The sequence below is a fragment of the Bradyrhizobium sp. HKCCYLS3077 genome (genome assembly GCF_051167555.1).
Lineage (GTDB): Bacteria > Pseudomonadota > Alphaproteobacteria > Rhizobiales > Xanthobacteraceae > Bradyrhizobium.
Genome location: NZ_JBNPTH010000008.1, coordinates 85,448 through 104,057, shown reverse-complemented (window position 1 = coordinate 104,057; position 18,610 = coordinate 85,448). Strand labels below are relative to the sequence as shown.

Annotated in this window: 15 protein-coding genes; 7 read left to right on the top strand and 8 right to left on the bottom strand. The window is 65.6% G+C overall.

What is annotated here, in order from left to right; translation table 11 throughout:
• Positions 1-24 precede the first annotated feature (24 nt).
• From ACQR0Z_RS28925 to ACQR0Z_RS28910, 4 genes are read right to left on the bottom strand one after another with little or no spacing between them, the layout of a single operon-like run.
• On the bottom strand, positions 25-1,008 hold the full coding sequence (locus ACQR0Z_RS28925) for a 2-hydroxyacid dehydrogenase (RefSeq protein ID WP_434920881.1): 984 nt from the start codon (positions 1,006-1,008) through the stop codon (positions 25-27).
• Entirely contained in the window at positions 1,008-1,820 is an 813-nt protein-coding gene (locus ACQR0Z_RS28920; RefSeq protein ID WP_434920880.1) for an ABC transporter permease, read from the bottom strand. The genes ACQR0Z_RS28925 and ACQR0Z_RS28920 overlap by 1 nt, the downstream gene beginning before the upstream one ends.
• Entirely contained in the window at positions 1,817-2,617 is an 801-nt protein-coding gene (locus tag ACQR0Z_RS28915; protein ID WP_434920879.1) for an ABC transporter ATP-binding protein, read from the bottom strand. The genes ACQR0Z_RS28920 and ACQR0Z_RS28915 overlap by 4 nt, the downstream gene beginning before the upstream one ends.
• 25 nt (positions 2,618-2,642) lie before the next feature.
• The gene (locus ACQR0Z_RS28910; RefSeq protein ID WP_434862170.1) at positions 2,643-3,674 is read right to left on the bottom strand and encodes an ABC transporter substrate-binding protein; all 1,032 of its coding nucleotides are present in this window, start codon (positions 3,672-3,674) and stop codon (positions 2,643-2,645) included.
• A 92-nt stretch (positions 3,675-3,766) separates the two neighbouring features.
• Between ACQR0Z_RS28910 and ACQR0Z_RS28905 the strand changes: the two genes are divergently transcribed.
• The 6 genes from ACQR0Z_RS28905 to ACQR0Z_RS28880 all read left to right on the top strand — a co-directional run bounded on the left by ACQR0Z_RS28905 (position 3,767) and on the right by ACQR0Z_RS28880 (position 12,607).
• Positions 3,767-4,582 (top strand): creatininase family protein, encoded by an 816-nt coding sequence (locus tag ACQR0Z_RS28905; protein ID WP_434878012.1) that lies wholly within the window; start codon positions 3,767-3,769, stop codon positions 4,580-4,582.
• Between the two features lie 148 nt (positions 4,583-4,730).
• Positions 4,731-5,006 carry a hypothetical protein gene (locus ACQR0Z_RS28900; RefSeq protein WP_434862168.1) on the top strand — a complete coding sequence of 92 codons (276 nt, stop codon included), beginning with the start codon at positions 4,731-4,733 and terminating at the stop codon, positions 5,004-5,006.
• 372 nt (positions 5,007-5,378) lie between these two features.
• A complete protein-coding gene (locus tag ACQR0Z_RS28895) occupies positions 5,379-7,379 on the top strand; it encodes a carbohydrate porin (RefSeq protein ID WP_434920878.1) in 2,001 nt (666 codons plus the stop codon).
• A 448-nt stretch (positions 7,380-7,827) separates the two neighbouring features.
• Positions 7,828-9,138 (top strand): hemolysin family protein, encoded by a 1,311-nt coding sequence (locus ACQR0Z_RS28890; RefSeq protein ID WP_434861821.1) that lies wholly within the window; start codon positions 7,828-7,830, stop codon positions 9,136-9,138.
• Between the two features lie 418 nt (positions 9,139-9,556).
• A complete protein-coding gene (locus tag ACQR0Z_RS28885) occupies positions 9,557-11,290 on the top strand; it encodes an ABC transporter permease (protein ID WP_434920877.1) in 1,734 nt (577 codons plus the stop codon).
• Between the two features lie 15 nt (positions 11,291-11,305).
• Positions 11,306-12,607 carry an ABC transporter ATP-binding protein gene (locus ACQR0Z_RS28880; protein WP_434920876.1) on the top strand — a complete coding sequence of 434 codons (1,302 nt, stop codon included), beginning with the start codon at positions 11,306-11,308 and terminating at the stop codon, positions 12,605-12,607.
• A gap of 232 nt (positions 12,608-12,839) precedes the next feature.
• On the opposite strand, the gene ACQR0Z_RS28875 is transcribed toward ACQR0Z_RS28880, so the two are convergent.
• The 4 genes from ACQR0Z_RS28875 to ACQR0Z_RS28860 all read right to left on the bottom strand — a co-directional run bounded on the left by ACQR0Z_RS28875 (position 12,840) and on the right by ACQR0Z_RS28860 (position 17,436).
• The gene (locus tag ACQR0Z_RS28875) at positions 12,840-14,462 is read right to left on the bottom strand and encodes an FMN-binding glutamate synthase family protein (protein ID WP_434920875.1); all 1,623 of its coding nucleotides are present in this window, start codon (positions 14,460-14,462) and stop codon (positions 12,840-12,842) included.
• A 268-nt stretch (positions 14,463-14,730) separates the two neighbouring features.
• Positions 14,731-16,296 (bottom strand): acyl-CoA synthetase, encoded by a 1,566-nt coding sequence (locus ACQR0Z_RS28870; protein WP_434920874.1) that lies wholly within the window; start codon positions 16,294-16,296, stop codon positions 14,731-14,733.
• A 205-nt stretch (positions 16,297-16,501) separates the two neighbouring features.
• The gene (locus ACQR0Z_RS28865; protein WP_434920873.1) at positions 16,502-17,275 is read right to left on the bottom strand and encodes a ferredoxin--NADP reductase; all 774 of its coding nucleotides are present in this window, start codon (positions 17,273-17,275) and stop codon (positions 16,502-16,504) included.
• Entirely contained in the window at positions 17,272-17,436 is a 165-nt protein-coding gene (locus tag ACQR0Z_RS28860; RefSeq protein WP_434878017.1) for a hypothetical protein, read from the bottom strand. The genes ACQR0Z_RS28865 and ACQR0Z_RS28860 overlap by 4 nt, the downstream gene beginning before the upstream one ends.
• Positions 17,437-17,561: 125 nt before the next feature.
• Here ACQR0Z_RS28860 and ACQR0Z_RS28855 point away from each other — a divergent pair, with 125 nt between their 5' ends.
• Positions 17,562-18,545, top strand: coding sequence for an ATP-grasp domain-containing protein (locus ACQR0Z_RS28855; protein WP_434920872.1), 984 nt, complete (start codon positions 17,562-17,564; stop codon positions 18,543-18,545).
• The last annotated feature ends 65 nt before the right edge of the window (positions 18,546-18,610 follow it).

The following is an 18,610-nucleotide window of genomic DNA, read 5'->3' as shown; positions in this document are numbered from 1 at the left end:
TCAGCAATGGGAGCGAGCGTTTCATCAGCGGCCTTTCACCGGCGTCTCCGGAACGGGCGTCAGCGGCGGCTTGCCGGCAAACCAGACCTTGAGATTGTCGACCACCAGCTGATCCATCGCGTTGCGGGTTACGATGGCAGCGGAGCCGATGTGTGGCAGCAGCACGACATTGTCCATCGCCTTGAGCGCGTCCGGCACCGCCGGCTCCTTCTCGAACACGTCGAGGCCGGCGGCGAGAATCGTGCCGGACTTCAGCGCATCCACCAAAGCCTGCTCGTCGATAACGGAGCCGCGGGCCACGTTGACGACGACGCCGCGCGGTCCGAGCGCCTTCAGCACCTCGGCATTGACGATCTTGTTGGTCGAGGCGCCGCCCGGCACGATGACGACCAGCGTATCGACGTCCTTCGCCATCGCCAGCAGGTCGGGATAATGCTTGTTGGCGACGCCGGCCGCGGGCTTGCGCGAATGATAGACGACCGGAACCAGCGAGGCTTCGAGCCGGCGCGCGATCGCCTGGCCGATGCGGCCCATGCCGACCATGCCGACGGTGCGATCGCGCAGCGAGCCGACGCTGAGCGGATACGGCTTCTGTTCCCATTCGCCCGAGCGCACGTATCGGTCGGCCTTGATGAACTCGCGACAGGTTGCGATCAGCAGGCCCAGCGCGACGTCGGCAACCTCCTCGGTCAGCACGTCCGGCGTATTGGTGACGACGATGCCGTGCTGGCCGGCGTGAGCCGCCGCGACGTGGTCATAGCCGACGCCGAAGCTCGCGACGATCTCCAGCTTCGGCAGCATGGCCATGACCGCGGCATCGGTCTTGACGGTGTGAAAGGTCACCGCGACGCCGCGAATGCGCCCCTTCACGTCCGCCGGCAGCGCTTCGAGGTCGGCCTGCGTCGTCGCATGATGCACGTTGAAGCTGTCCGGGAACCCTTTTTCCAGGATCGGCCGCAACGGCCCATAGATCAGAACATCGACCTTGTCAGACGAAGTCGCCGCCATCAGTTATCCTTTCCAAGCGCGCTCTCATGCCAGCGCCGTAAAACGAGGTGCGAAACTAGCGCCAGCAAGCCATAGATGACAATCCCGGCCACCGATAGCAGCACCAATGCAGCAAACATGCGAGGTATGTTGAGTCGATAGCCGGATTCCGCGATGCGATAGGCGAGTCCCGATCCGGCACCGGCGCTACCAGCCGCGATCTCGGCGACGACCGCGCCGATCAGCGACAGGCCGCCGGCGATGCGCAGGCCGCCGAGAATGTAAGGCAGCGCGGCGGGCAGCTTCAGATAGCGCAGCGTCTGCCAGCGCGAGGCGCCATAGAGCTGAAACAGCCCGGCAAGGTTGCGGTCGACAGAATTGAGTCCGAGCGCGGTGTTCGACAGCACCGGAAAGAAGCCGACGATCCACGCGCAGGTCACCACGGCGGTCTGCTGCGGCAGATAGATCAGCAGCAGCGGCGCGATCGCGATGACCGGGGTCACCTGCAGCACAACGGCATAGGGAAACAGCGCCCGTTCCAGCCATTTCGACTGGTTGAACAACAGCGCCAGCGCGATGCCGCCAAGCGCCGCGGCGACGAAGCCTTCGAGCGTGGTGATGAGGGTCGTCACCAGCGATTGGAAGAGGATGTCCCAATCGCTCACCAGGGTCTTCAGCACCAGGAGCGGTCCCGGCAGCACATAAGGCTGGATGTCATTCAGGCGGACGGACAGCTCCCACGCCGTCATCACGGCAATGAAGACGACCGCCGGAGAGACGAGGCTCGCAAGCCGCGCCGCCGAGACGGAGACACCGCGCCGACCGTCGCTCACAGCGCATGCACTCCGGTGTAGGCCGGAGCCAACGCATCCGAGACACGACGGCAATACGCCGCATAGTCCGGCGAAGCGCGGAACGCATCGTCGCGTGTCCCGGCCTCGATCGGGATCTCGGCGCTGAGCCGGCCGGGCCGCGCCGTCATCACCAGCACCCGCTGCGACAGATAGACCGACTCGAACACCGAGTGAGTCACGAACAGAACGGTCATATTCAGCTTGCGCCACAGCGCCAGGAGATCATTGTTGAGCCGGAACCGCGTGATCTCGTCGAGCGCGGCGAACGGCTCGTCCATCAACAGGATGTCCGGCTGCGTCACCAGCGCCCGGGCCAGCGACGCGCGCATCTTCATGCCGCCGGACAGCTCGCGCGGGAATGCGTCGGCGAAATCGGCGAGCCCGACCTGCGCCAGCGCGGCGTCGACCCGCAGGCGCGCATCGGCCGCCGGCAGATGCGCGAGCTTCAGCGGCAGGCCGACATTGTCGCGCACGCTGGTCCAGGGCATCAGGGTCGGCTCCTGGAACACGAAGCCGATGCGGTGGCCGGACTGCGTCGGAGAGGCTGCCGCCGCCACATCCAGCATGCCCGACGTGGGGGCCACGAGTCCCGCGATCAGGCGCAGCGCCGTCGACTTGCCGCAGCCGGAAGGCCCCAGCAGCGACACGAATTCGCCCTTGGCAATCGTCAGGTCGATCGGCCCCAGCGCGGCCACGCCGGACTCGTAGACCTTGGTGACGCCGCGCAGGCGCACGGCGCTGCCGTCGGCGCGCGCGGACGAAGGGGACGAACTCATCTGCTGATCGCGCCGCTCGCGCGTCCTACTTGTTCGGCCGGAGATCGAGACCGACGCCCTTGTTGACGAAGCGCAGCGTATAGGACTTGCGATAGTCGATCGTCGGCTTGACGACACCGGCGCGCACCATCTTGTCGAAGAAGCTGGTGATGCGCTCCTCGGTCATGGCGCCGATGCCCTTGTCCATGCTGTCGCCGGAATCGACGATGCCGTATTCCTTCATCTTGGCGATCGAATAGGCCAGGAGATCGTCGGTCATCTCCGGATTCATCTTCTTGATGAGCGCATTGCCGGCGGAGTTGTCGCCGTAGATGTAGTTGTACCAGCCGATGATCGAGGCATCAACGAAGCGCTGCACCAGATCCGGCTTCTTCTCGATCAGGTCGCGCCGCGTCTCGATCAGGGTCGAGTAGGTGTTGAAGCCGTTGTCGGCGAGCAGGATCACGCCGGGCTTGAATCCGGCGGCGCGCTCGACCGCGAAGGGTTCCGACGTGACATAGCCCTGCATCGCGCTCTGCGGCGTCGCGATAAAGGGCTGCGGATTGAACGTGTAGGGGCGGACGTTCTTCTCGGAGAAGCCATATTCCGACTTCAGCCATTGATAGTAGCTGGAGATGCCCTCCTTGGAGACGAACAGGGTCAGCGGCTTCAGCTCCTCCAGCTTGGAGATCCTGGACTCCGGATGGGTCAGGAACACCTGCGGGTCTTTCTGGAACATCGCCGCGATCGACACGACCGGCACGTTGTTGGCCACCGCATCGAACGCCATCAGCGTGTTCGCCGCCATGAAGAATTCGATCTTGCCCGAGATCAGCAGCATCCGGTTGTTCTCGTTCGGGCCGCCCGGCACGATCGTCACGTCGAGGCCGTAGCGCTTGTAGGTGCCGTCCGCGACCGCCTGGAAGAAACCGCCATGCTCGGCCTCGGCCACCCAATTGGTGCCGAAGGAGACCTTGTCCAGGGTCTGGGCCTGCGCGGCCGAGACCGCCGCGCCAGACGTCCCACCGATCACCAGCCATGCCGCCATTAACGTTCGCGCGAGAAGCGATTGCGCCATCTCTGGTCTCCCCGGTTCTTTCTGGCTGAACATGTTAAGATCAATGGAGCGATAACTACCCTGCCCGACGGACGAAGGAAACTGCCCGCGCGATGACCCTGCCGCCCCGCGATTGGACCGAGCTGAACTGGCCCGCTCTGGAAACGCCTGACGTCGCCGGCTGGATTGCGGTGCTGCCGCTCGCCGCCACCGAGCAGCACGGGCCGCATCTGCCGCTCGGCACCGACGTCTACATTGCCGAGGCGTATCTCGCGGAGGTCCGCGCTCTGCTGCCGCCAGCACTCCCGGTGACCTTCCTGCCGGTGCAGCCGGTCGGGATTTCGACCGAGCATATCGATTTTCCGGGCACGCTGACCCTGCCGGCCGAGGTCGCGCTGCGGAGCTGGCGGGCGCTCGGCGACTGCATCGCGCGCGCAGGCATTCGCAAGCTCGTCATCGTCAGCAGCCATGGCGGCAACAGCGCCGCGATGAGCCTGGTCGCGCAGGATTTGCGCGCGGTCCATCGCATGCTGGTGGTGACGACCTCCTGGTCGCGCTTCGGCGCGCCTGACGGGCTGTTCTCGGCCAGCGAGATTCTCCACGGCATCCATGGCGGCGCGATCGAGACCTCGATCATGCTGGCGCGCTATCCGCAATTCGTGCGGAGCGAGGCGATCGCCGATTTCGCATCCTCGGGCGCGGCGATGGCGCGCGACAACCGCGTGTTGTCGACACAACGCCCCGCGCCGCTGGCCTGGCAAACCCAGGATCTCCATGCGAGCGGCGCCGTCGGCGATGCCACGCAGGCCTCTGCGGAGAAGGGCGCGCACGTGCTCGATCATGGCGCCCGCGCATTCTGCGCGCTGCTGCAGGACGTCGATAACTTCGACGTGAACACGCTTGGCGCGGGCCCGTTGGCCGGCCACTGAGCCAACCGCAAACCTCTGCATCGCCTCACGAATTCGACGCGGCCCCAGTCGGCCGCAGCGCGAATCGAACCGCTTTCGAAAAGGCTTCGTCCAATTGGGCAAGCGGCCAGGACCGGCCGCCCCAACGCGAAACACAGGAGCCTTCGCCATGTCGATCAAGAGCAAGATTGCCGCTGTCGCCCTCGCCACGCTCGCCGTCACCGGCGGCATCGCCGCCACCTCCACACCCGCCGCCGCGGGCGGCTATCATCCCCATTGGGGCTGGGGTGTCGGTGCCGGCCTCGTCGGAGCCGCCGTGGTCGGCAGCGCCATCGCCGCCAGCAACGACGCCTACTACTACGGTGGTTATCGGGTCTGCCGCTGGGTGCCGCAGTATGACATCTATGGCCAGTATGTCGGCCGTGTCCGGGCCTGCCGCTACTGATGCTGCGGCGATCGCTTCGCCGGGCCGCGCAACCAGGGCGCGCTTCACCACGCCCGCCGTCCCGCCCAGGTCCGCGCCTGATCGTTAACGCCGCACCCTCTCTGCCCCGGTTCCTATCGTCACAACCCGTCCGGCCAACCCCGGGCGGGTTGTTTGTTGCTCGACGGCCACACTTTCAGTCGGATCGTTCGGATCATTGTGCAAATCTTACTATTGCGAATTAATCGCAATATAAATCATCCACAAATCGACCGTGTTCGTCCACATTTTCGCTCGAAGATCGACGACTCCGTATTCTTCTCGTGACTGTGCTCGGGCAATGAGGTTCTGACTTCAGCCCGGAATCGCGTGCTTTGCCTGGGGACTGCCGCCATGATCAAGTCGAACTGCACCCGGGAGATGATCATTGCCGGCGCCGTCGCGATGGCGGCGCTCGGGCCGTTCGCCAGCGCGTCAGCCGAGGCCGCCGATCTGCCGGTCAAGGCCCGGATGGCGCAGACGGTGTTCGACTGGACCGGACTCTATGTCGGCGTCCACGCCGGCTATACCCGTGACCATGCAGCGGCGACGCTGACCGATCCATTCGGCACGGCCAGCGCCGGCAGTCCGTTCAGCGGACTGACGGGCGGCGTGCAGGCCGGCTACAACTGGGTGACCCGCTCGGGCCTGCTGCTCGGTCTCGAGGGCGATTTCAGTTTCCCGAACTATCTGACCTCGAACCACACCGTGGCGATGCTGAACACGCCGGGATCAAGCGTGTCCGAGCTGTGGGATTATGTCGCAACCGCGCGTGGCCGCGTCGGCTACGCCCAGGGCGACTGGCTGGTCTATGCCACCGGCGGCCTCGCCTGGACCGGCGGTCGCTTCATCAACACCGATGCGGCGGGCAATGAGGAAAAGAAGCTGGCGACGCGGCTCGGCTGGGTCGCCGGCGCCGGCATCGAGCGCGGCTTTGCGCCGCACTGGAGCTGGCGTCTCGAATATCTCTACAACCGGTTCGAGAATGGCGGCGTCCGCTTCTCCAACGGCGCCAGTTACAATTCAGCGCTGGAATTCCAGACTTTGCGTTTCGGGCTCAACCGCAAGCTCGACTTTGCCGATGGCCCCGACCTCAAGCTCAAGAACGATCCATCGGACACCGAGTCGGACCGCTGGGAGATCCATGGCCAGGCCACCGTGATCGGCCAGGGATATCCGTCCTTCCGCGCCCCCTACACCGGGACCAACAGCCTGACGCCCGCGCGCCAGTTCCAGCAGACCTGGAGCAACAGCCTGTTCATCAATGCGCGGCTGTGGGACGGCGGCGAGGTCTACTACAATCCCGAGCTGCTGCAGGGCTTCGGCCTCAGCAACACGGTGGGCATCGCCGGCTTTTCGAACGGCGAGGCGCAGAAGTCGGACTTCCCCTATCCGCACTACAACACGTCGCGACTGTTTCTGCGCCAGACCTTCGGCTTCGGCGGCGAGCAGGAGCAACTCGGCTCGGGCCAGCTGCAGCTTTCCGGCAAGCAGGACATCTCGCGGCTGACTTTCCAGATCGGCAAGTTTCCGGTGCTCGACGTGTTCGACGGCAACGCCTATGCCAAGGACGCGCGCAAGGATTTCATGAACTGGTCGGTGTGGGCCCCCGGCGCCTTCGACTACGCCGCCGACAAGCTCGGCCTGACCTATGGCGCCACCGCCGAGCTGAACCAGAAGAACTGGGCGCTGCGCACCGGCTACTTCCTGATGGATGCCGTGTCGAACTCGAACAATTTCGACATGAAGGTGTTCCGCCGCGGCAGCTACGTCGTCGAGCTGGAGACGCGCTATCAGCTGTTCTCGCAGCCCGGCCATCTGCGCACCATCGCCTGGTTCAACAGCGTGTTCTCCGGCAGCTATCGGGAGACGCTGGACAATCCCGCGCTCAATCTCGACATCAGCCAGACCCGCCGCGGCCGCAGCAAATATGGCTACGTGGTCTCTTTCGACCAGGCGATCTCGGACGAGTTCGGCCTGTTCGGCCGCTGGAGCTGGAACGACGGCAAGACCGAGATCATGGCGTTCACCGACATCGATAACAGCCTGTCGCTCGGCGCCTCGATCAAGGGCAACCGCTGGGGCCGCCCCGACGACACGATCGGCCTCGCCGGCGTGACCAACGGCCTGTCCGGCGACCACCGCGCCTTCCTCGCCGCCGGCGGACTCGGCCCGCTGATCGGCGACGGCGCGCTCAACTACCGGCGCGAGACCATCATCGAGGCCTACTACGCCTATGCGATCAACAAATACCTGACCTTCACGGCGGACTATCAGTTCGTCAACAACCCCGCCTACAACGCCGACCGCGGACCGGTGTCGATCTTCTCGGGCCGCCTGCACGGGGATTTTTGAGGTTGATGTCGGTGCCTCGCTCGCCGTCATTGCGAGGAGCCAACGCGTCCGCGCAAAGCGCGGCCCGATGACAGGCTCCGCGACGAAGCAATCCAGAATCTCGCCCTCGACTCTGGATTGCTTCGCTGCGCTCGCAATGACGAGGTGGAGCCAGCGACGCCTCGTCAAAGGCGGTGGCGTCCCGGCCTTGAGCCGGGACCGATACCGCGGACGCTATCGAGGAAACGCCGTCGCCAATTGCCTGGCTCATCCAGGCTGGTGGCTATGGGTCCCGGCTCGAGGCCGGGACGACGGCGGAGGGCTGAGCTCCGGCGGGTGCGCCAAACTGAGCCGCCGCCTGCGCGCATCCCTCCATGCACCTACCGCAACGCAGCAATGGGCGGCTGCCATCCCCATATGCTAGGACCTGTGTCCATTCCCGCCCATCCGGGCGCCACATCAGGTCGCAATGCTTTCCGCCGAACTCGCCATCATCGTCGTCCTCATCGTCGTCAACGGGCTGTTGTCGATGTCGGAGCTCGCCATCGTGTCATCGCGGCCCGCCCGGCTGGCGCTGCTGGCCGAGAAAGGCGTGTCCGGCGCTCGCCGGGCGCTGACGCTGGCCTCCGATCCCGGCCGCTTCCTGTCGACGGTGCAGATCGGCATCACCCTGGTCGGCGTGCTCTCCGGCGCCTTCTCCGGCGCCACGCTTGGCCAGCGCCTGACCCAAACGCTGCTGGAGCTCGGGATGAGCGCCTCGATCGCCGACATCGTCGGCGTTGGTCTCGTGGTCAGCATCATCACCTATGCGACCCTGATCGTCGGCGAACTGGTACCGAAACAGCTCGCGCTGCGCGATCCCGAAGCGATCGCCGTGCGCGTCGCGCCGGCCATGCAAGTGCTCGCGAAAGTATCGCTGCCCTTGGTCGTGCTGCTGGACGTCTCCGGCAAGCTGATCCTGGCGCTGCTCGGCCGCTCCGGGGACGCAGAGGAGAAAGTGTCGGAAGAAGAGATCCACCATCTCGTGCGCGAGGCCGAGACTGCGGGGGTGCTCGAGCCGGGCGAGAAGGAAATGATAGCCGGCGTGATGCGGCTCGGCGACCGCCCGGTCGGCGCGATCATGACGCCGCGGCCCGAGGTGGACGTGGTCGATCTCAACGACGATCCGAAGGTGATCCGCGAGCTGCTCGCCAAGAGCCCGCATTCGCGCCTGCCGGTGTCGGACGGCGAGCGCGACCGTCCGATCGGCGTGCTGCAGGCGAAGGATCTGCTGGTCGCCTATCTGCGCGACGAGACGCCGGACCTGCGCAGCCTGGTGCGCGAGGTGCCGATCATTCCGTCGACGGTCGACGCCCGCGACGTGATTGCGATCCTCAAAGTGGCGCCCGTGCATATGGGCCTGGTGCACGACGAATACGGCGCGTTCGAAGGCGTCGTGACCGCGGCGGACATTCTGGAATCGATCGTCGGCGCCTTCTCGTCCGAGGAAGGCCCGCCCGAGCCCGCCTGCGTCCGCCGCGACGACGGCTCGCTGCTGGTGTCCGGCTGGATGCCGCTCGACGAGTTCGCCGACGTGCTCGCCATCGAAGTCCCGCCGCATCGCGGCTACCACACCGTCGCCGGTCTCGTGCTGCAGCATTTCGGCAGCGTGCCCGAGGTCGGCCAGAGTTTCGAGCTGCAAGGCTGGCGCTTCGAAATCGTCGACCTCGACGGCCGCCGCATCGACAAGATCCTGGCCACGAAGCTCGCGCCCGAGGGCGGCGAGCCGAACGTGGGGTAGTTGAAGCGCAAGCTGTCGCGGCACCGACGGTGCGCCCCCTCTCCCGCGTGCGGGGGAGGGCCGGGGTGGGGGCAGCCCCGGCGGCAGTCTTTCCGGAGCGTTCCCCCACCCGTATCGCATCTGGCGATGCGATACGACCTCCCCCGCAAGCGGGGGAGGCGCTGACCGCCGTTGCGGCTTGCGACGAAGGCCCACACGCACGTTGTCGCGGGAACGTGAAGACGCGGCCGGCGTATCCTTTGATAGGCCGGGTCACGGAGCCGGGGATCACCGGCCCCCGCCGCTTGAAATCAAACCATCACACAGCGCACCTAGGGTGCCGCTTCGCCCGGCCGCCGTGTCGGCGCGGGCCACCCCGAGCGCCACGACCAAAGACGTCCGCAGCCATCATCTGCGGCCGACGAGACGAGACACGCCGATGCAGCTCCACGACATCAGGACGGCCGTGCTGCGCGAGGCCGTGCGCCCCAACATCTGGGACGTGGTCGCGCTGATCATCGTGGTCGGGGCGATGGTTCTGATCGTCTATGGCGGCGAGCAGACCACGCTGCCGCTGTCGGCGCTCGACACCGCCCCGGTGTCGCTCGATCCGGCCAACCTGCCGCTCTACGCGCTGCGCACGACGTTGCGCATGCTGCTCGCGATCATCTGCTCGCTCGTCTTCACCTTCGTCTATGCGGCGCTGGCGGCCAAGAGCCGCCGCGCCGAGATCGTGCTGATCCCGCTGCTCGACATCCTGCAGTCGGTGCCGATCCTCGGCTTCCTGACCTTCACGGTCGTGTTCTTCATGAACCTGTTCCCGGGCAAGGTGCTCGGCGCCGAGCTCGCCTGCGTGTTCGCGATCTTCACCAGCCAGGCCTGGAACATGACCTTCAGCATGTACCAGTCGATGCGCAACGTGCCGAAGGATCTCGAGGAGGCGACGCGCAGCTTCCACCTCTCCGGCTGGCAGCGCTTCTGGCGGCTCGACGTGCCCTATGCGATGCCCGGCCTGATCTGGAATGCGATGATGTCGATGTCCGGCGGCTGGTTCTTCGTCGTCGCGTCCGAGGCGATCACCGTCGGCAACACCACCGTCACCCTGCCCGGCATCGGCTCCTATGTCGCATTGGCGATCCAGCAGAAGGATCTCGCCGCGATCGGCGCGGCGCTGCTGACCATGCTGCTGGTGATCACCGCCTATGACCAGTTGCTGTTCCGCCCGATCGTCGCCTGGGCCGACAAATTCCGCTTCGAGCAGACCGCCTCGGGCGATCCACCTGGTTCATGGATGCTCGACCTGTTCCGCCGCACCCGCGCGCTGCGCTCGCTGTCGATCCCGTTCGCGGCGATCAACCGCACGTTCTCCAACCTGCGGATCAACTGGCCGAAAGCCTGGAGCGGTCCGGCGCGCCATGCGCCGCCGTCGCAGCTCGTCGACGGGCTGTGGCTCGCCGCGGTCGTTCTCGGCTGCGCCTATGCCGGCTGGAAAACCTATCTCTATCTCTCGGCCACCCTGGCGCCGGCGGATGTCTTCGCCGCGATCGGCTACGGCCTGATCACGCTGGTCCGTGTCGCCGTGCTGATTACGCTGGCCTCGCTGATCTGGGTCCCCGTCGGCGTCTGGATCGGGCTGCGGCCGAAGTTGGCCGAGCGCATCCAGCCGCTGGCGCAATTCCTCGCGGCCTTCCCGGCCAACCTCGCCTTCCCCGTCTTCGTCGTGCTGATCGTGCGCTACGGCCTCGACGCCAATGTCTGGCTGAGCCCGCTGATGATCCTGGGGACGCAGTGGTACATCCTGTTCAACGTCATCGCCGGCGCCAGCGCCTTCCCGAGCGACCTGCGCGAAGCCGCCGCAAGCCTGCATCTCACTGGCTGGCGCTGGTGGTTCAAGGTCGTGCTGCCCGGCGTCTTCCCGTACTACATCACCGGCGCGATCACCGCGTCCGGCGGCTCCTGGAACGCTGCGATCGTCGCCGAAGTCGCGAGCTGGGGCGACACGCATCTCACGGCGTCAGGCCTCGGCGCCTATATCGCTGGGGCGACCGAGCGCGGCGATTTCCCGCGCGTCGTGCTCGGCATTGCCGTGATGTGCATTCTCGTCACTCTGTTCAACCGGCTGCTGTGGCGGCCGCTCTATGCCTTCGGCGAACGCCGGCTGCGGCTCGGCTGACCGGGAGAGATCATCATGCGCGACCAGGTCAAGGACACCTCGCTGATCGAGATCAAGGGCGTCAGCCGGACGTTCCCGAAGGGCAGCGGCGAGGATCTCGTCGTGCTCGAGAAGGTCGACCTCACCATCCGCGCCGGCGAGATCGTCGGCCTGCTCGGCCGCTCCGGCTCGGGCAAGTCGACCTTGCTGCGGATCATCGCCGGCCTGGTGTCGCCCTCGTCGGGTGAAGCGAAATGCCGCGGCGAGATCATCGCCGGCCCGCCGCGCGGCGTCGCCATGGTGTTCCAGTCGTTCGCGCTGTTTCCCTGGCTGACCGTGCTGCAGAACGTCGAACTCGGCCTGGAGGCGCTCGGCATCGACAGCGCCGAGCGCCGCAAGCGCGCGCTGGCGGCGATCGACCTGATCGGCCTCGACGGCTTCGAATCCGCGTTTCCGAAGGAGCTGTCCGGCGGCATGCGCCAGCGCGTCGGCTTCGCCCGCGCGCTCGTCGTGCATCCGGACCTGCTCTTAATGGACGAGCCGTTCTCCGCGCTCGACGTGCTGACCGCGGAGACCTTGCGCACCGACCTCGTCGATCTCTGGATCGACGGAAGGCTGCCGATCAAATCGGTGCTGATGGTGACGCACAACATCGAGGAGGCGGTGCTGATGTGCGACCGCGTGCTGGTGTTCTCGTCCAATCCGGGCCGCGTCGCCGCCGAGTTCAGGATCGACTTAGCCCATCCGCGCAACCGGCTCGATCCGGCGTTTCGCCAGCTCGTCGACAGCCTTTATGCGCGCATGACGCAGCGGCCCGAACCGAAGCTGCCGAGCACCGCGAGCGCCGGGGTCGGCATGGTGCTGAGCCACGTCTCCTCGAACTCGATCTCCGGCCTGATCGAGGCGCTCGCCGGCGCGCCGTACAAGGGGCACGCCGATCTGCCGGTGCTCGCGGGTCATCTGCAGCTCGAAGTCGACGAGATCTTCCCCTTGGCCGAGGCGCTGCAACTGCTACGCTTCGCCCATCTCAGCGAAGGCGACCTGACCCTGACCGACGCCGGCCGGCGCTTCGCCGACCTCGAGACCGACGACCGCAAGAAGCTGTTCGCCGCGCATCTGATGGAGAACGTGCCGCTGATGGGCTTGATCCGCCGCGTACTCGACGACCGTCCCTCACATGCCGCGCCCGCTGCGCGCTTCCGCATCGAGCTCGAGGACTACATGTCCGAGCAATATGCCGACGAGACCCTGCAGACCATCGTCTCCTGGGGCCGCTATGCCGAGCTGTTCTCCTACGACGAGCAGTCGGAGACGTTCAGTCTGGAAAATCCGCATTGAGGCGCTGACCGCCTGCCTCACTCTCCGCCGTTGTCCCGGGCAAGCCCGCTGACGCAACGCGTCAGTGGGCGCCGACCCGGGACCCATACCGCGTGATCTCGCTCGAGGCAGGCGGCCAGTTGAACATTCGTGCCACGAACCAGCCCCTGTGGTTATGGATCCCCGCCTGCGCGGGGATGACACCGAGGGTGGGGACGCCGCGTTCCGTCTCAGTTAAAGCGGCCGAACTATCTCACGCCGCCGCGAACGTGTCCGGCCGGGCCATCGCCCAGGCATCCTTGAAGCGGATATCCTGCGTACCTTCAAGCAATTCGCCCGGCCGCAGCGACGGATAGAGTTTTGCAAACGACGAGACCTCCGTCGTTGACGTCCGCTGCGAGAAGTGGATCGGCCGCAGGTCCTGCGGATGCTCCAACCCGGCCGCCGCGAGCAGCTCAGCGAGCGCGTGCAGGGTCGCGTGATGATAGTTGTAGACGCGGTCGATCTTGTGCGGCACGACCAGCGCGCGGGCGCGCGTGGGATCCTGCGTCGCGACGCCAGTCGGGCATTTGTCGGTGTGGCAGCTCAGGGACTGGATGCAGCCGAGCGCGAACATGAAGCCGCGCGCGGAATTGCACCAGTCGGCCCCGATCGACATCGCCCGCGCCATGTCGAAGGCAGTCGCGATCTTGCCGGAGGCGCCGATCTTGACGCGATCGCGGATGTTCATCCCGACCAGCGCATTGTGAACGAAGTTGACGCCCTCGCGCATCGGCATGCCCAGGTGGTCCATGAACTCCAGCGGTGCGGCCCCGGTGCCGCCCTCATTGCCGTCGACCACGATGAAGTCGGGATAGATGCCAGTTTCCAGCATCGCCTTGCAGATCGCCAGAAACTCCCAGGGATGGCCGATGCACAGCTTGAAGCCCGCCGGCTTGCCGCCCGACAGCCGCCGCATCTCGCCGATGAACTGCATCATGCCGATCGGCGTCGAGAACGCGCGATGCGCCGGCGGCGAGATGCAGTCCTCGCCCATCGCGACGCCGCGGATCTTCGAGATCTCTTCCGACACTTTCGCCGCCGGCAGCACGCCGCCATGACCGGGCTTGGCGCCCTGGCTCACCTTGAGCTCGACCATCTTGATCTGCTCGGTCGCAGCAACGCGGGCGAACGCGTCAGGATCGAAGCTGCCGTCGCGGTGCCGGCAGCCGAAATAGCCGGAGCCGATCTCCCAGATGATGTCGCCGCCCATTTCGGCGTGGTACGGGCTGAAGCCGCCTTCGCCGGTGTCGTGGGCAAAGCCACCGCGCTTCGCGCCGGCGTTCAGCGCCCGGACCGCGTTGGGGCTCAGTGCGCCGAAGCTCATGGCGGAGATGTTGAACACCGAGGCCGAATACGGCCTGGCGCAATCAGGACCGCCGATCGAAATGCGAAATTTCTCTTCGGCATGCGGCTTGGGTGACACCGAATGGTGCATCCACTCATAGCCCTCGCGGTAGACGTCCTCCTGGGTGCCGAACGGGCGCTTGTCGAGCACCATCTTGGCGCGCTGATAGACCACCGCGCGGGTGTCGCGCGAGAACGGCATGCCGTCCTTCTCGCTCTCGAAGAAATACTGCCGCATCTCCGGCCGGATCTCTTCGAGGATGAAGCGCAGATGCGCCGAAATCGGATAGTTGCGGAGGACGGCGTGGCTGCTCTGCAGCAAGTCGCGGATACCGAGCGCGGTCAGCGCCCCGAAGATCAGCAACGGAATGAGAATGAGATCGAAGATCTTGCGATCGTAGATCCCGAGGATGAGCAGCAGAGCGGTCGCCGAGGCGCAGATCGTCAGCACGATGTAGCGCGGCGAGAACGGAAGCAGCAGCGTATCCATGGAGGGCCCCGGGCGGATCGTGGACAATCGGCGATGACCATACTACGCGCATCGCGAAACAATCGTTACACAAGCGCGCGCGATTGACTATCCGAGGTTTCACGTCGTCGATAGCCTGGGGCTATCGACCGTGATGTCACGGTGTCGCTGGGTGCGAGTGCGCGACCGCGAAGGCCAGATCCTGTTGGATCGACCGGCCGCCCCGATCTGTCCGGAAGAGGAGCAGACCTGTCCGGAAGAGTCATTGACCAGGCGGCCCCGCCGTGCCTTACCCTTCAGAAAACAGGCTGGAATGCGCTTCGCGCAACTGTCGCTTGAGCAGCTTGCCGCTGGGGTTCTTCGGCAGTGCATCGACGAACACCACGCGCTTCGGCGTCTTGAACGAGGCCAGCCGGCTGGAGGCCTGCTTGAGCAGCGCCTCCTCGGTCAGCTCGCAGCCGGACTTCACGACGACCATCGCCACCACGGCCTCGACCCAGCGCGGATGCGGCAGGCCGACCACGGCGACCTCCGACACCTCCGGAATCTGGTACAGCGCCTCCTCGACCTCGCGGCTGGCGACGTTCTCGCCGCCGGTCTTGATCATGTCCTTCTTGCGGTCGACGATGGTGATGTAGCCTTCGTCGTCGATGGTCGCGAGATCGCCGGAGTGAAACCAGCCGCCCTGGAAGGCAGCAGTGGTGCGCTCGTCATCGTGGAAGTAGCCGAGCATCAGATGTGGCGAGCGGTGCACGACCTCGCCGACCTCGCCCGGGGCGACATCGTTCATGTAATCATCGACCACGCGGGTCTCGACGTTGAGTACGGCGCGGCCGCACGAGCCCGGCTTGCGCAACTGGTCCTCAGGCCCGAGCATTGTCGCCAGCGGCGCGATCTCGGTCTGCCCGTAGAGATTCCACAGCCGCACCTTCGGCAGCCGCTGCGCCAGCTCGCGCAGCACCTCGACCGGCATGATCGAAGCGCCGTAATAGCCCTTGCACAAGGTCGAGACATCCGTGGTCTCGAACAGCGGCGAACGCAGGATCGAGATCCATACCGTCGGCGGCGCGAAGAACGAGCTGATGCGATGCTTCGCGATCAGCGGCAGCAGATTGTCGGGTGTCGGAAACGCCGTGATGATGTTGGTGGCCCCGACATAGATCGAGGGACCGAAGAACACGTCGAGCTGCGCGCAGTGATACAGCGGCAGCGCATGCAGGGTGACATCGTCGGCCGCGATGCCGGCATCCACGATGCAGCTCACATACTGCCAGATGACCGCGTCGTGGGTCAGCATCGCGCCTTTCGGCAGCGACTCCGTGCCGGATGTGTACACGATCTGCGCGACATCGCTGCCCGCGATCTCGACAATCGGGGCGGCCGACGTCGACGATGCCAGCTCAGCAAAATCGATCATGTCGGCTTGCCGTTCGCTGGGCGCTTCCGACGGCAGCCAGATCATCTGCTCGACCGCCGGCGCCAGCGCCTTGGCAGCGCGCGCCACGCCGGCAAAGCCACTGTCGGTGGCCAGCAGCCGCGCGCCGGCATGCTTGAGGATGTAGGCGACCTCCTCCGGCTTCAGCATGAAATTGATCGGCACCAGCACCGCCCCGAGCCGCGCCAGCGCGAAGCGCAGGGCGGCGAAGGCATGCGAATTGCGGGCGAGGATGGCGACGCGCTCGCCCTTTCCGACGCCACGGCTCGCCAAGCCCGCGGCAAGGCGATCGACCACCGCATTGAACTCGGCATAGGTCCAGCTGGTCTCGCCGCAGATGACCGCCGTCTTGCCCGGCGTACGCGCCGCGCTCCGCCGCAGGAGGTCACCGAGCGTCTGCCGCCGAACGATCGAATCCATGGCCATTCCCCTCATCGTCGCGGGGATGGCGCCGTCCAGGCATCCATGTCCCCTCCCTGTCGCCGGACGTCTGCAGGTCCGGTCCTGGCGTCGAAAATCGCACGGCCGCTTCGCGACGTGCAAGGAGGATATTGCCAACGAAAAGAGCGCCCCGATTGCGTCGAGGCGCTCTTTGGAATTTGTCGGAAACGGCGGCGCGAGAGGCTCAGCGCTCGACGAAGGCCTTCTCGATCACGAAATGGCCGGGCTCGTTGCCGCTGCCTTCGAGGAAGCCGCGCGACTCGAACATGGTCTTGAGCTCTTCCAGCATCGCCGGGCTGCCGCACATCATGACGCGGTCCTCGGCGATATCCAGGGCATGCTGGCCGAGATCGTTGAACAGCTGCTCCGAGGAGATCAGGTCGGTGATGCGGCCGCGGTTGCGGAAGGGCTCGCGGGTGACGGTCGGATAGTAGTGCAGCTTGCCTTCCAGCAGCTCGCCGAACACCTCGTCCTCGCGCAGCTTGGCAACCACACTTTCGCCATAAGCCAGCTCGGCCACCTGGCGGCAGCCATGCACCAACACGATGCTCTCGAAGCGATCGTAGACGTCGGGGTCCTTGATCAGGCTGGCGAACGGGGCGAGACCGGTGCCGGTCGACAGCAGCAGCAGCCGGCTGCCGGGCAGCAGGTTGTCGGGGATCAGCGTGCCCGTCGCCTTGCGGCCGACCAGGATGGTGTCGCCTTCCTTGATCTTCTGCAGCCGGGAGGTCAGCGGACCGTCCTGCACCTTGATGCTGAAGAACTCGAGCTCCTCCTCGTGATTGGCGCTCGCCATGCTGTAGGCGCGCAGCAGGGGGCGGCCCTCGACCTCGAGGCCGATCATCGCGAACTGGCCATTCTGGAAGCGGAAGCCCGCGTCACGGGTCGCCCGGAAGGAGAACAACGTGTCCGTCCAGTGGTGAACGGAAAGAACTTTCTCTTTATAGAACGCGCTCATGTCGTTTGTTTTTTCACGTGGGCTGAAGTTGGAAGAAACAAGTCGTAACGAGGCAGACCCGCAAAAACCCTATAGATCCAGCGGTTTTCGGCGCCTGATGTACGTGAAAACAGCAAATAATCAACCCGCATGACTGCACCATTGATCACGATCAAACGCATGCCGGCCCGTCCCGGATTGCCTCGATCAGCCATTCATTCGTACACAAACGATACGCGCAATTTACTTGCCGGGATTGTGACTTTCCAGCACTTTAATTCCGCATCTCCGGCCCAATCCTTGAGCAATGATTAACCATCCGCACCGCCAGCGCGCCGCCGTCACCCGCTATTGCAAGGAGCGGAGGATCGCGCTTGACGTCCGGGAGGACGGCTGGCTGCTGGTGCTCGGGAACGGCCGCGAACGTCACCTGATCTTCGGCTATGACCTCGGCCTGAACAGTGCGGTGGCGCACAGAATTGCGTGCGACAAGGCCGCCACGTCCGCCCTGCTCGCGGCCTCAGGGGTTCCCGCAGTCCCGCACGCGCTGTTCCTCGCACCGACGGTGACCGGCGTCAGCGCGCCGGCCTGGACAACGATGCTGGAACTGATCGAAACGCATCCCACCGGCCTCGTCGTCAAGCCGAACGAGGGGACGTCGGGCCGCGCCGTGACGCGCGTCCGTACCTCGGCCGAGCTCAAGGATGCGCTCACCCAGATCTTCGAGACCGGCGCCAGCGCGGCGATTGCACCGCTGCTGGAGATCGCCGACGAAGTCCGCGTCATCATGCTCGATGGCGCGCCGCTGATCGTCTATCGCAAGCTGCGGCCCGTCGTGACCGGCGACGGACTTCATTCGCTGCGCGACCTTGCGCTCCAGGCGGTGCCAGTCGAACAGCAATCACGCCTGCTGCGGCGTCTGGCGGTGGAGTTCGACGCATCGACGCTGCAAGCGATCATCCCGCAAGGCGAGCAGCGCCTGCTGAGCTGGCGACACAACCTCGAATTCGGAGCCCAGCCGGTGCTGCTGACCGAAGGCCCGCTGCGCGAGACCTGCACGGCACTGGCGCGCGATGCCGCACGCGCCGTCGACATCCGCTATGCCTCGGTCGATGTGGTCATGGCCGACGGGCAATGGCAGGTGCTCGAAATCAATTCGGGCGTGAAGATGGAAGCGCTCGGCGAGTACGCGCCCGAGCTGGTCGAAGAGGCAACCTTCGCCGCACTCGACGCGATCTTCGGATGCCGCCCCTCAGGATCGACAGCCGGTCCGCCCGACATCCCGCAATAAGATTTCTCTAGCGTCGATGAGGTTGACGGATTAGTCTCCGACCCAAAATAAACAGTATACTGTCA

Excerpts from the sequence above, each read along its gene's own strand:
- ACQR0Z_RS28925 (WP_434920881.1), bottom strand. The coding sequence starts at position 1,008 with ATGGCGGCGACTTCGTCTGACAAGGTCGATGTTCTGATCTATGGGCCG.
- ACQR0Z_RS28915 (WP_434920879.1), bottom strand. The coding sequence starts at position 2,617 with ATGAGTTCGTCCCCTTCGTCCGCGCGCGCCGACGGCAGCGCCGTGCGC.
- ACQR0Z_RS28910 (WP_434862170.1), bottom strand. The coding sequence starts at position 3,674 with ATGGCGCAATCGCTTCTCGCGCGAACGTTAATGGCGGCATGGCTGGTG.
- ACQR0Z_RS28905 (WP_434878012.1), top strand. The coding sequence starts at position 3,767 with ATGACCCTGCCGCCCCGCGATTGGACCGAGCTGAACTGGCCCGCTCTG.
- ACQR0Z_RS28900 (WP_434862168.1), top strand. The coding sequence starts at position 4,731 with ATGTCGATCAAGAGCAAGATTGCCGCTGTCGCCCTCGCCACGCTCGCC.
- ACQR0Z_RS28895 (WP_434920878.1), top strand. The coding sequence starts at position 5,379 with ATGATCAAGTCGAACTGCACCCGGGAGATGATCATTGCCGGCGCCGTC.
- ACQR0Z_RS28890 (WP_434861821.1), top strand. The coding sequence starts at position 7,828 with ATGCTTTCCGCCGAACTCGCCATCATCGTCGTCCTCATCGTCGTCAAC.
- ACQR0Z_RS28885 (WP_434920877.1), top strand. The coding sequence starts at position 9,557 with ATGCAGCTCCACGACATCAGGACGGCCGTGCTGCGCGAGGCCGTGCGC.
- ACQR0Z_RS28880 (WP_434920876.1), top strand. The coding sequence starts at position 11,306 with ATGCGCGACCAGGTCAAGGACACCTCGCTGATCGAGATCAAGGGCGTC.
- ACQR0Z_RS28875 (WP_434920875.1), bottom strand. The coding sequence starts at position 14,462 with ATGGATACGCTGCTGCTTCCGTTCTCGCCGCGCTACATCGTGCTGACG.
- ACQR0Z_RS28870 (WP_434920874.1), bottom strand. The coding sequence starts at position 16,296 with ATGGATTCGATCGTTCGGCGGCAGACGCTCGGTGACCTCCTGCGGCGG.
- ACQR0Z_RS28865 (WP_434920873.1), bottom strand. The coding sequence starts at position 17,275 with ATGAGCGCGTTCTATAAAGAGAAAGTTCTTTCCGTTCACCACTGGACG.
- ACQR0Z_RS28860 (WP_434878017.1), bottom strand. The coding sequence starts at position 17,436 with ATGCGTTTGATCGTGATCAATGGTGCAGTCATGCGGGTTGATTATTTG.
- ACQR0Z_RS28855 (WP_434920872.1), top strand. The coding sequence starts at position 17,562 with ATGATTAACCATCCGCACCGCCAGCGCGCCGCCGTCACCCGCTATTGC.